At 42.7% G+C, this 12,829-nt stretch carries 11 protein-coding genes; 8 read left to right on the top strand and 3 right to left on the bottom strand.

Annotated elements, in window-relative coordinates; all coding sequences use genetic code 11:
• Positions 1-147: 147 nt before the first annotated feature.
• Positions 148-627, top strand: a complete 480-nt coding sequence (sixA, locus tag C505_RS0110405) for a phosphohistidine phosphatase SixA (RefSeq protein WP_018692557.1) — start codon at positions 148-150, stop codon at positions 625-627.
• A gap of 115 nt (positions 628-742) precedes the next feature.
• Here sixA and C505_RS0110410 read toward each other — a convergent pair whose 3' ends face one another.
• Positions 743-2,968 carry a hypothetical protein gene (locus C505_RS0110410; RefSeq protein ID WP_018692558.1) on the bottom strand — a complete coding sequence of 742 codons (2,226 nt, stop codon included), beginning with the start codon at positions 2,966-2,968 and terminating at the stop codon, positions 743-745.
• 734 nt (positions 2,969-3,702) lie between these two features.
• Here C505_RS0110410 and C505_RS0110415 point away from each other — a divergent pair.
• Both C505_RS0110415 and C505_RS0110420 read left to right on the top strand, forming a co-directional pair.
• Positions 3,703-5,937: a glycosyl transferase family protein gene (locus C505_RS0110415; RefSeq protein ID WP_018692559.1), complete on the top strand. Its 2,235-nt coding sequence runs from the start codon at positions 3,703-3,705 to the stop codon at positions 5,935-5,937.
• Between the two features lie 17 nt (positions 5,938-5,954).
• Positions 5,955-6,815: a DUF4434 domain-containing protein gene (locus C505_RS0110420; RefSeq protein ID WP_018692560.1), complete on the top strand. Its 861-nt coding sequence runs from the start codon at positions 5,955-5,957 to the stop codon at positions 6,813-6,815.
• Here the strand turns inward: C505_RS0110420 and C505_RS0110425 are convergent.
• On the bottom strand, positions 6,784-7,440 hold the full coding sequence (locus C505_RS0110425; RefSeq protein ID WP_018692561.1) for a type 2 periplasmic-binding domain-containing protein: 657 nt from the start codon (positions 7,438-7,440) through the stop codon (positions 6,784-6,786). The two genes, C505_RS0110420 and C505_RS0110425, sit on opposite strands and share 32 nt — an antisense overlap.
• 91 nt (positions 7,441-7,531) lie before the next feature.
• Here C505_RS0110425 and C505_RS0110430 point away from each other — a divergent pair, with 91 nt between their 5' ends.
• From C505_RS0110430 to C505_RS0110450, 5 genes are all read left to right on the top strand, one after another.
• The gene (locus tag C505_RS0110430; RefSeq protein WP_018692562.1) at positions 7,532-8,770 is read left to right on the top strand and encodes a hypothetical protein; all 1,239 of its coding nucleotides are present in this window, start codon (positions 7,532-7,534) and stop codon (positions 8,768-8,770) included.
• Between the two features lie 302 nt (positions 8,771-9,072).
• Positions 9,073-9,648, top strand: a complete 576-nt coding sequence (locus C505_RS0110435; protein WP_211215070.1) for a DUF2059 domain-containing protein — start codon at positions 9,073-9,075, stop codon at positions 9,646-9,648.
• Between the two features lie 159 nt (positions 9,649-9,807).
• Complete coding sequence (locus tag C505_RS23630; protein ID WP_169337032.1) at positions 9,808-10,593, top strand: M23 family metallopeptidase; 786 nt, start codon at positions 9,808-9,810, stop codon at positions 10,591-10,593.
• An 85-nt stretch (positions 10,594-10,678) separates the two neighbouring features.
• Positions 10,679-11,305, top strand: a complete 627-nt coding sequence (locus C505_RS0110445) for an HvfX family Cu-binding RiPP maturation protein (RefSeq protein ID WP_018692565.1) — start codon at positions 10,679-10,681, stop codon at positions 11,303-11,305.
• A gap of 66 nt (positions 11,306-11,371) precedes the next feature.
• Entirely contained in the window at positions 11,372-11,947 is a 576-nt protein-coding gene (locus C505_RS0110450; RefSeq protein WP_018692566.1) for an NAD(P)H nitroreductase, read from the top strand.
• Between the two features lie 16 nt (positions 11,948-11,963).
• Here C505_RS0110450 and C505_RS0110455 read toward each other — a convergent pair whose 3' ends face one another.
• Complete coding sequence (locus tag C505_RS0110455; RefSeq protein ID WP_083938321.1) at positions 11,964-12,683, bottom strand: substrate-binding periplasmic protein; 720 nt, start codon at positions 12,681-12,683, stop codon at positions 11,964-11,966.
• Positions 12,684-12,829: the final 146 nt, after the last annotated feature.

A 12,829-nucleotide genomic window follows, 5' to 3' on the forward strand; every position in this document is an offset into this window, starting at 1 on the left:
CTAGACTTCAATAAATGATTGGTGTTTAATGCAATCAACCGAAACAATTGACGGTATGGCGTCCTTTGATTTTCGGTTATATTTCGTTCGATGACGCAGTATGTTCATATAACTATAATTGCTTTTTCAAACTTTTGGAGCAAATAGATGGTCCAGCTCTTGATTATGCGCCATGGACAGGCAGAACCACTCCAACGAGATGATGCACAGCGCCAATTGACGCAGCAAGGTATTCACGAAGTTACACAAATGGGTCAATGGCTCTCAAAGCGGGTAGAACATATCGATATGCTCCTACATAGCCCATATGTTCGCGCAGTACAAACAGCCACCCAAGTCATGCTACCTTTCCTGTCACCCAACTTTCAACAGGAGTCGGAAGACTTGATCCCATCTGGCAACCCAGAAACCGTCTGTGACTATGTTGATGCACTCATTGAAATTAAACAACCCAAAACAATCTTGATTGTCTCCCACATGCCACTTGTCAGTTATTTACTAGAGCGTTTTACACGGAACACCAGCACAGACATCTTCGACACGGCAGGAATCGCCCAGATTGACTATGACGCAGAAGAGATGTGTGGAACCCTCAAAGAAATGAGCTCACCGCATAGTTTGTTTTGATCATCTGATGTCAGGTATGGATTGGCTTGAGATGTGGAGAGTGAAAGGTAGAAAGTAAAAAGGCCGCGAATGCGGCCTTTTTTAACTCTATATCTAAATTGGGTTTAGATTAGCCTTATGGTCTTTCTCTGAATAGAGCTACACCGCTGTCATTTGCAAAGTCAACGTAGTAATCAACAGATGTTTCGTTGATACGGATTGTCGCAGCTTTTTGACCAGCAACGTCAACTTGACCGTATTCACCAGCAACAACTTTCTTATCTTCAGCAGAAAGCTCTGGAGACTTAAAGCTTACTGCGTATGCAGCATTGCTTAGAGAGAACTCACCGAAGCTGTAAGTTGTAATAGTTTTCTTCGCATCTTCTTCATCAGCTTTCGTTGCAGTTGAGAAAGTTGCGTGAGAAACCGTAGTTTCAAGAGTCTTAACAGTATCAACGTCAGTATCGATAACACTTGTTTCTAAAGCGTTCTGCTCGAAAGAATTGAACTTAACTTCTTTGGAGATAAACTCGATGTCGCCGTTTGCAAGCTTCTTCGTGATTGTCTCAGCAACATAGCGCTCAGCTGTTTCTTCTGCTGGGATCGTCATTGCTGCAGTCGCGTACTTCTCGCTTGCTTTTGCAACAAGTGTTTTCTCAGAAACTAACTTAACTGTCTCTTTCTCTGCAGGAGCAGCTGCAGGTGTTACAGTAGATACAGTAACTTTTGCTTGGCTCAACATAACCTGAGAAGTTGCTTTTTCTGCTTCAGCTTTTGGCTCAGAAGTATAAACAGCTACAGTTGCGCTTAATTCAGTGCGTTTAGTACCAGCGTTTTCTGTTTTAGAAAGTGCAACAGTTGCAGGTTGAGCTGCTTGTGCTTCTTTCGCAGGAACTGCTTCTTTATCACCTTCAGCTGGCTTTGCATCTTGTGCAGCTACAGCAGCTTTCTTCGCTGTATATACATATGAAACTTCTTCAGCGTCACGACGAGCAGGAGTAACTACAACGATAGAAACGTCTTTTTCAGCTACTTTCTTAGTTGTAAACGCGTAAGTAACAACAAGAGCGCCTTCTTCAGTAAGAGTCACTTGTGCTGGATCTTCGCCTTCAGCAGCAGTGTATTCATAGCCTGCATTTAGAGCTTCGATTTGAGCTTTACGACCAGCTTCGCTAGCACCATCAGTTGTTGTGCTAAATGTGTGTACTAGACGAGCGATTTCTTTAGCGACTTCAACTGTTTCAGCTTCAGCTTCAGTTAGGCCTTTTTTGTTTTCATTTAGGTTTTGACTAAACTTAGCGGCAGCTTCTACAGCTTCAAGCTTGTCTTGGCCTAGAGCGAACACAGCATTTGTTTTGATAAAGGCAGCAGCAGATTTGTTGTCAACTACTTCAGCAGTATATGCTTTAGTCTTAGTTTCCTTGCCATCAGCATCTGTTGCTGTAGTCTCAGTTACTTTAACGGCTAGCTTCGTGAAGTCATCAGCTTGTTCTGCTGTAACGTCAGCAATTGCTTTTGCAATTTTGCTTGCATCGACATCAGAGAAAAGAACTAAGTTACGAGCGATAGAGAATACTTTCTCTGCAGCAGCTTTTGTTGAAGCAGCTTTAGATTTTGCAGTGTTCTTCTCTTTGTGATCTTTTTCAGCTGTTTCAAGCGCAGTTTTTGCATCAGCAACAGCTTTTTCAAGTGCTTTCTTGTCGTCGCCTTCTTTTGCTTCTGCAAGTGCTTTGTCAGCAGCTGCTTTTGCTTCTTTTGCAGCTTCAACTTCTTTTGCAGCAGCTTCTACAGCTTCAGCTGCTTTCTTTGAAGCTTCAGCTTTTTCTTCAAGCTGTTTTGCTGGGTCAACTAGAAGAGAAACTTCAGACTCTTTACCAAGGTAAGTTTCTTTAAGCTTTGTCTCTGCAGCGTCAACAGCGATTTTTTTATCTGTTGCGTAAGCATTGACGAAAGTTGTTAGAGAAGAAACAACAGCGTTGAACTGACCAGAAGAAAGCGTGTAACCGTCAAGAGAAAGCTGACCGTTTACTTTTGACTCACCAGCAACAACGTTAGCTACGATAGCTAGCTTTTGAAGCGCTACTTTTGTTTCTGCTGTTAGGTCTTTACCTTTTGCGTCTTTCTTGAAAGAAGCAACACCGTCTTTGTTTGTTTTTACAGAAACTTCTTTTTCTGCGTCAAACTTGCCGTCTTTGTCTGCATCAAGGAAAACAGTTGCGTTTTCAGTGTTTAATACTGTTACCGCAAAGCTATGATCTTTTGCTGCAGGCTTCGTTGTGGAATTGTTATTGTTGTCGTCGCCACCACATGCAGTTAGTGCTAGTGCAGAGACTACGACAGAAGAAATAATACTTAGGCGCATTTCCTATATACCTCAATAAATTAACTACTCATACTAAAAAGCTGGTGAAGACTAACATTTTATGGTGGGTATCGCAACTATCTGTCATGAAAAAGACGTTTTAATCGGTAAACTTTGTTCGCATTCCTGATTCAAAGCAATTTCTTTCATCTATGGTGTAAATTTTTTAACCTGAAAAACATAGCTTTGTCTAAATTATACTCAATCGGCGAGGGTCTTGATAAAAATATGGTTTTAAAGATATCTAAAGGTTAATAATAAGCATTGTTTTTTGTGTTAAATCTGTACTTTAATGTTACTTTTTTTGCTCAATAGACATTAAAATAACATTAATCGATGTCACATTTTACTCGATGTCACATTGAGGCTGGATTCGAAAGATGTGAATGACCAAACTTGGTCTGGGCTTGCAGCTATGCCACACAGATCAAAGTGGTCCTTTTCTGGTACAACGAAAAAGTCTACTTCTTCTTAACCAACGGTATTTACACCCGCTAGGGCAAACAAGATGATCAAGTCGATATGGGTTATCCAAAATCAATCAAAGAAACTAGCATGGTTTTATTGGGTATCGCTTATTGCAGAAATTATAATTAGAGATGAACATATCTTTTTTAATTTTAAGCACTTTTCGCCTGTTCTTAATCAACACCTGATAATCAATACTTGACATGTAAACAGAATGTGATAAATTTGCTCGGTTTTTAAGCAGTCCGAGTAGAGGTCCTCAAGTTATGCTGTCTGGGGTATTCGAGCAGTATTTGTTTGGTGTCAGTGTTTTTGCAGCGGTGATCGCTGTGTTTATTTTGATTTCCAGTATCGATGATTTATTAATCGATGTGTATTACTGGTACCGTGCAGCGGTGCGCAAGTGGTTTGTGTATCGTACGCATGAACCGCTGGAGCCAGCGCAGTTGTTAGCCGTCGACGAGAAGCCGTTGGCGATCATGGTCCCTGCTTGGCAGGAGGTTGGTGTGGTTGGTCCGATGGCGGAGCTGGCTGCGCGAACGCTCGATTACGAAAACTATCATATCTTTGTCGGGACTTACCCCAATGACCCAGATACGCAGGCTGATGTTGATGCGGTGTGTGCCAAATATCCTCATGTACATAAAGTGATCTGCGCGCGTCCTGGACCGACGTCAAAAGCAGATTGTTTGAATAATATTCTCTCCGCGATGTTTCAGTTTGAATCAGACGCGAACCTCGAGTTTTCTGGTTTTATCTTGCACGATGCAGAAGATGTCTTGAGTGCGATGGAACTGCGCTTGTTTAATTATCTTGTCGATCGAAAAGACTTGATCCAGCTTCCTGTTTATCCATTTGTACGGAAATGGTATGAGTTTACTAGTGGCCACTATATGGATGAATTTGCAGAGCTACATGGGAAGGATGTCCGTGTCCGTGAGTCTTTTGCAGGTCAGGTACCAAGTGCAGGGGTGGGGACTTGTTTTAGTCGTCGCGCCATTTTAGCTTTACTGGAAGATGGTGATGGCATTGCGTTTGATGTCCAGAGTCTGACGGAAGATTATGATATTGGCTTCCGCTTGAAAGAAAAAGGCATGGAGGAGATTTTTGTTCGCTTCCCGGTGATCCCTGAAGATTATTGTGCGAAAGACGTTCCACTGTCTGAGCGAATGCTCCGTCGGAAAAAAGATGCTAATGTGATCTGCATTCGTGAGTATTTTCCATCCACCTTTACGACGGCTGTGCGTCAAAAATCACGCTGGATCTGCGGGATTGTTTATCAAGGGTCGAAAACACTGCGCTGGAGTGACGACTGGAAACTCAATTACTTCTTGGTACGAGACCGAAAAGGTGCGTTTACGAATTTCGTCAGCTTTTTTGCGAATATCGTTGGTTTACACTTGCTGATCCTTTGGGCTTATCACGCGATTGCAAGTGAGCCTGTCGACTTTACCGCATCTTTTTATCAAGCGGATTGGTTTTTCACGATTTTATGGATCAACCTTGGTTTACTTGTGAACCGTGCGCTGCAACGTGCCATTTTTGTATCCCGTTATTATGGCGTGAAGCAAGGCTTCCTATCGACCCCAAGAATGTTATGGGGCAATATCATTAATTTCTGCGCCAACGCTCGCGCAATTAAACAAATCATTGAAATTGGTGACTCTCGCCGTGTCGCTTGGGATAAAACCAGTCATGACTTTCCAGAAGTTGGTGAGACCCAGCGTTCAACGCAGCCGCTTGGACAAATTTTGATTGATATTGGTGCACTGGATACCGAACAGGTCACCGATGCATTGATCCAGCAGCAGATGAAGAAGCGTCCACTTGGCAAAGTGTTGCTGGATTCGCACCTCGTTTCTGCTGAGACTCTAGGACGTGCCATTGCGATCCAGGCGGATGTTGAATTCGCGAATGTGAATACGATGGATACTGATGATGAGACTTTGGCTGCAATCGCGCCAAGTCTAGCCCTGCGTTATGCTGTGATCCCATTGGCTTTAGAGGATAATCATGTGATCTTAGCGTCTGAGCAACCATTAACGCCAGTTGCACTCAATGCGATTGCGCGTAAGACGGGTTATTCGGTTGAATATCGTATTGTTGCTTGTGGTCAGGTCGCTGCGGTTCTGCGTTATCGTTATGCGCATGTAAAGGTCACTTCGCCATACGATACGTTGCAGGATCTCAAAACCCAGCAAGACTTATCGTCGCAAGATGTTTTTGCGATTTGGCAGTTGTTTGTTCAAAAGCAGCGATCGATCACTGATATTTTCCTACAAGCTGGGACGTTTAAGAATGCAGTGCTGGCAAGTGCGCTCATTGGCTATGAGAAGTCGAGTTTACCACTGGGTGAATACTTGGTACAAAAGGGCTTGATTAGCCAAGAGACTTTATCGTCGGCGCTACGTGAGCAGGCTGCAACACAACCACGTTTAGAAGAAGTGGTTGCAGATTACTTCGGTCGTGAATTATTGATGATGCCAGCGGTCTCATCTTAAAACGAATTGGAGCAAATATGGTACGTTGTGTTTGGTTGTTATTCATACTCATGATGAATGTGGCACAGGCCAAGGTGATGATCTGGCAGCCGCTCAATGAGGATAAATCACTTTCGTACCCAGCGATCCAAGCTCGTTTAACTTCGATTAAACAGCAAGGCTTCGATACGTTATTAGTTCAATGGAGTCAGTTTGGCTATGAGCGGTTTCAGATTTATGGGACACCTGAAATTTGGCTCCAGCGTTTAGTGCGTGCAACGGTTGAAGCCGATATGAAGTTGATCTTCGGCTTGTATCACGATCCTGAGTTTTTTGTGCATATCCAAAAAGAAGGAAAGGAAAGACAAGACTTGTTGGCTCTGATCCGAAAACGCTCGTTGGATCTAGCGACGAACGACTATCGTTATATCACCCAGCTTCCAAACTTTGCGGGTTGGTATCTTCCGGAAGAAATTGATGATATGCATTGGAACACGCCACTGGGCAGGCAGACACTCAGCGATCACCTCAAAGAGACTGTCCAGAGTCTAAAAGCGATAACGCCGAATGCGCCTGTATTCACATCTGCATTTTTCTCAGGTCACTTACCCCCAAAAGAATATGCCCTTTGGCTTGCACAGTTAGAAGCGCAAACACAGCTGAGGATTTTGGTGCAAACGGGACATGGTGTTGGTCGTTTAACCCTGCAAGAGATCAAAGCTTACCTGGATGAATTATTCTTACCAAAACCAAAAATACATGGCTTGGTGCTGGAAACATTTCAATTCTCGAAAGGGAATGTGAGCGTGATGTCCAAATCCCCATGGCAACAGCAGCTTAAATTAGTGACACCCTATTCACCAAACCTCAAGGTGACTTTTTCTCAGCGCTACCAATAAGTGAGCGCAATATTTTATCCAACTTTGGTTGAAGCCAGTCATATTTTTTATGTAGATAATGGTATAGCTTTGTTTGTATGAGGGGAGGTTGGTGGATAATGACAGGCGAATTTGCACGCTTGGCATCTCGCAGTGGCAGTATGGCTAAGTCGACCAAACCACGATCCAGCATTGCTAGCGACTGTTGAAAATCACTGACATAACTGATCGTAAATTCCTGGAAATACTTCTCAGCAGCCTTCATCCCACGAATAGAAACCAACGAATAGGGCTTCAGGTCCTGGATTTGAGTAATGTTGTATCGGTCTAACTTGGAGACGGCGACAATGGAGATCACCATCAGCGGTGTTTCAAGTTGGATAAGGTTTGGGTATTCTTTCGTCATATCAGCAATGCGACACAGATCGCCGTCGATCAATTCTAAGTTTGCTGCGTGCAGGCCGCGGCGTCCCGGATAAGATATGACTTGGAGTGGTGTATCCAACTTTTTGTAGGCTTCTTGAATGAGGGTATAGCAGGCTTCAATCGCCTCTGAGTCTTCATGCTGTGCGATCACCATCGGCTTTGCAGTCAACTCGTGGGCAAATAGGAGAAAAAATCCAATAAAGTAACGTAGACGATACACTCTGCAATACCTCCAATATAAGTGTAGTTGATAGGTCCATTGCAATTCGCTTGAGGGGAAAATATATTAGGTTGGACAGGAGGCTAAACCTATGAAATACATTCATAAATTTTTATTATTTGTTGTCCTTATCTCCCTAAAAAATACGACTGTATACGCTGAGGTGTTTGGTATCGAACCCTTCAAGCGTGAAGGGCTAATCAACCCACATTATTTTGTTGCGTATCAATCGAAAGTCTACTTTGTGGCTTCGGATCAAACATACGGATATGAGTGGCGTGTTTTTGATCCCCAAACCCAAACGATTTCATTATTGGCTGATATATATCCGGGTCCGTCAGATGGCTACCCAGGACATCCGATTGTTTTCCAAAATAAGCTCTTTTTCCAAGCAGAGGATGGAAAACATGGCGTAGAACTGTGGTCTTATGATGGTGCGAGTAACCAAGTTGCGATGGTTCAAGATATTTTCCCGGGAGTGGAGTCTTCCTATCCGAATCGAATGGCAGCCTATCAGGAGAAGCTTTATATTCAGGCAAAAGGAGAAAAGGGTGGGTTTGAGACTTGGGTCTGGGATCCAAGGTCACAAAAAGCAACTTTAGCGGTCGATATCTGTTCTGGAAAATGTCATGGGATCCCGGGATATATGACAGTTCATGAAGATCAGCTTTATTTACGAGCCAAAGATGATGAGTTTGGGTTTGAGCTTTGGAAATATGATGGATTTTCTAGACAGGCTGAGCGACTTTCAGATATTAACCCCGCAGATGAAGATGCATTTCCAGCTTATCTCACTTTTTACCGAGGGAAGTTGTACTTTCAAGCGAAAGACAAAAAGTATGGGCATGAACTTTATGTATATGACCCAGTGACCGATGTCACTTCAATGGTTGTTGATTTGTGGCCTGGCGCTTCTGGCTCTTACCCGTCTTATTTAACTGTATTGGATGATCATTTGTACTTCCGTGCAAAAGATCCTGAAGGGGGATATGAGCTTTGGCGATTAGAGTCGAGTAGCTTAAGACCCGAGATTGTGGTCGATAAAAGACCTGGGCCAGATAATTTTCTGGGTGACCAGTTTGTTGCTTATCAAGGCAAGCTCTACATGAGTGGGCTTGATGATAGCGGTGAAAATGAAACCTTATGGGAGTTTGACCCTCAAACAAGAAAATATAAGCCATTGATCCCGAATAGTGACTTAGTCAGTTTATTGGAGATATTCCCATTTGAGAATCAATTGTATATTTCTGGAACCAGTGATAATACGATTTTCCGATTTTGGCGATATGACTTAGATTCACGACAGCTTTATCCAGAACCAACCCAATAAATTTATTGAACAAAATCAAGAAACGTCGGTCAGTAGACAATGCTGGTCGGCGTTTTGATGTTTGCTTCATCAATCATCTTTGATATGGTAGGACAAGCGTGAAGTGAAAGCGCCGAAATTTCGCTCGTTCTTTTTGCGGCTTTTCAATATTCAATCTATGCCATCCGTTTTTATGATGTAAAAAGTGATAGTTACGTATGGTGGTTCCAAAAATTACTGTTAGAATAGTTTGTCCCGCAAGGGCACAAAGGACGCTGTAAAGCATAAGAACATAACTCATGATCTCTTAAAACGGCAGGATGATGTTGGACGTACCGATTAAAAATGCACTTCGCTTTCTTCTTATTTTCATCACAACGGCCATGCCGAGTGTGGTGCTTCTCAATGGCTGTACTTCTACAGATCCAGAACATATCACAACACATGGTAAACAGCTTGAAAAAGCCAGCGAAGAGCTATTATTTCTGCTGGGTTCACCCAAGGTTTTCGAACAAACGCAAAAGCAGCTGAAATACAAACTCAGGCAAAAAGCGATTAAAGATGATTTGTCACAACAGGAGCGGCTGATTTTAAGCAAATACAATCGACGCCTTTTAAAAATGACTCGTCAAGACTTTAACTGGGAGCGGCTAAAAAATCCACTGATTGATATTTTTGTAGAAAACTATACCTATGCTGAGCTAGAGCAAATCTTGTCTGCGCTAGAAAAAGACGAGCGTGAGCAATTTCAGCAAACTCCGCTCGGCAAACGTTTTGTCAAAACCACATCAGATGTCTCTCGTGCAGCCATGCTCATTTCTACGCATCAACTCAATCAATTCAAACCAAAATTCAATAAGCTGGTTGAAGAAATGATGTTTGAATTGGAAGATGTCTAGGATCGTATAAACTTAGGGGATGATATAAGACTTTTGGGTGTATTGAGAACCCATACACCCAAGTAACCCATAATTGATGTCATGAGAAGTAAAACAATAATATTACTGGTGGCACTGTGTTGTTTCTCTTGTTTTGCTGAGGCGAAAAAGGGGAAACCTGTGCGTTGTGGGCCGTCAAATATCGTTTGCATTGAAGCCATAGAAACGAACAAAGGCATTCGTTTGTATGCAACGAGTCGTCGTAAATATCCTCGCTCAGTTCGATTTGAATTCACAAAACTCAAGAATCTTGAAGAAGCCAGGCATACGAAAGAACATTTTGTTGTCCAGCGTTCAAGCCGTGTTCGCATTGCACGTTTAAAGGTGAAAGATCAAAGCCGCTCTTGGGATTATGATTTTAAAATTCGCAGTACCTATGGAGACTTTGCTGTCCGGCATAATCGGCACGCACGTTATGATTTACCTTTTCCGGTGACTGCACCAGTCAAAGTCAGCCAATCTTGTTATGGCCGTTTTTCTCATAACCGCCCGGGGTCAAAACACGCGGTGGACTTTCAGTTAGAACAAGGAACGCCGGTGATTGCTGCGCGAAGTGGTGTGGTGATTGAGTTGAAGGATAATTCTGACAAAGGCGGACCGCATCCAAAGTATCGCCCCCACGCAAACTACATTCTGATCATGCACGATGACGGAACTTACGCAGGCTATTTTCATTTAAAAAAAGGTGGTTCGAAAGTCAAACGCGGTCGATATGTCAATCAAGGGGAGGTGATTGGCTATTCAGGAAATACGGGTTATAGCTCTGGTCCACATTTGCACTTTGTTGTTCGCAAAGCCAGTATTAAGAATTTGACCGAGTCGGTAAAAATTAAATTTGAAACTAAGGATGGTATCGTATCCTGTCCAAAACCAGGCCACTTCGTTAACCGTATGTACGGTGGATAACTTTTCTCTTCTGCATGAAATAAAATTCCAGACTACCCTTTCCTATAACAAATAGCATTTAAAAAATGATAGATCTGGAGTAGTTATGATCCAACGACTTGCATCGATGTACGATGGCGTCTTGAGTAAGGCTGGCTGTCTTGATGGGCTGGCACCTTTGTTATTGCGGCTTTATTTAGCGCCTGTGATGATCCAGGCTGGCTGGAATAAGCTTTCTCATTTTGAAAGCACAGCGGAGTGGTTTGGGAATGCAGAATGGGGCCTGGGGTTACCATTACCAGAAGTAATGGCATCGCTGGCGATTGCTGCGGAATTTGGAGGCGGAATTTTACTTGTCGTTGGTTTAGCAACACGTCTTGTGAGTATTCCTTTGATGATCACGATGTTGGTGGCTGCATTGACAGTACATTGGAAAAATGGCTGGGCAGCGATTGCAGATTCATCGAGCTGGTTATCTGATGGAACGATTTTCCTGAATGAGCGTGTGATGGAAGCTGGAGATAAAGTGGAACGGGCGCGTGCGATCCTGCAAGAGCATGGTAACTACGATTGGTTAACTTCTAGTGGTAGTATCGTTGTTTCTAATAATGGTATTGAGTTTGCGGTTACTTACTTCATTATGTTGCTGGCCTTGTTCTTTATGGGTGGTGGGAAATTTTTTAGTCTCGACTTCTATATTCGCAAGCTTCTCGTTAAACAAAACCACGATTGATCCATGGTTTTTATTTCTTGAGAACTTTGATAGCCTTAGCTTTTTAATAAGAAAAGGCTATCAAATATGGATGCAGTAGCGCTACTGACCACGCGATGTTCTGACACAAAACTAACGACCCCAGCACCTTCTTCAAATGACATGGACATCATTCAAAAATCAGCTGTAAGAGTTCCTGATCATGCAGGATTAGCACCTTGGCAGTTTATCGTATTCGATTCAGAGGAAGCTTTGTCTGAGTTAGGAAATATCTATGCAAAAGCGGCGATGCTTGCTGACCCGGATTGCCCACAAGAAACGCTTGAACGTGCAACTCAGCTTCCATTTCGTGCTCCGCTTGTGATTGCTTGTATTGCGAAATACGTTGAGCATCAGAAAGTCCCACGTGTTGAGCAAGTGATTTCAGCTGGCTGCGCGACAATGGCGATGCAACAAGCTGCATTTGCACTTGGGTATGGTGGCATTTGGCGAACAGGTTCTTACGCACATAACCCACATATGAAGACATTACTTGGGCTAGCAGAAGAAGATGAAATCGTTGGTTATCTTTATTTAGGAACACCACAGGCAAAACGCTTTCCTCGACCAGAGAAAGACCCAGCAAACCATTTTAAAAAGTATGAAGTTTATCAAGATGAATAGACGCTAGGAAGCCTGATTAGTGGGAATACTTTTGAATGATTTTGCTAAATTCTCCATTATCTTTAATGGCTTTTAGAGCGGTATTGAACTGATCTCTGAGTGCTTGATCATGAAAACCAGCTGCAGAGGGGACTTGGGGGAAAATATCATGTGCTTCCACTTCCGAGATGGGCCTGCCAAGTTCACTTAAGTAGCCACTGTAATGAATGAATATATAGAAATCGAGTACAACAACATCAAAGAACTCTGCTTTTTGTAATTTTAAAGGAAACGTGCTCATGTCGTGGTGTTCAGTGTAACACTTTGATTTTTTACTGGCTTTGACAAACTCTTCACCAAAGTAGCCTCTTGCGCCTTGAAAAGTAAGCACGCAGTAGTTACCCAAATCGAATAGTTGATTGAGTTTTATATTGCGCTTTTTGAGTGAAAATGCGGTGGGCCGATAGTAAATCGTAGGCTCAGATAAAAATATGCCAGAGATCTCACCTAAGAAAATAGGTGTCATGATATCAATCCGTTTATTTTGCAGCTCCGTCATTGCACGAGCGAGGGGCATATAGCGAACCTTGATGGTATGATTCAGGTGCTTCATGGCAACAACGACCACATCAATATCTAGTCCGGAATTGGTCGTTTCAATCATATGGGGTGGACCATCCGAAGTTGCTAATATCAGTTCTTTCGAGAAAGAAAATGGGCTTGCAATCAGCAATAAAAGCACCCATATAGTTTTCATATTATACAGTGATTACCTGATTTACCTTTGATCTAGCTTAGTGTGAACTTTAAAATTGGTAAACTGTCAGAACGGCTTGACAGTTTTTTCATATCTCTTCGATATTTTCAGTTAATCGTTTTAGAATCCTATGGTGAATAAGGTTA

It is taken from the genome of Algicola sagamiensis DSM 14643 (genome assembly GCF_000374485.1).
In the GTDB taxonomy this organism is placed as follows: domain Bacteria; phylum Pseudomonadota; class Gammaproteobacteria; order Enterobacterales; family Alteromonadaceae; genus Algicola; species Algicola sagamiensis.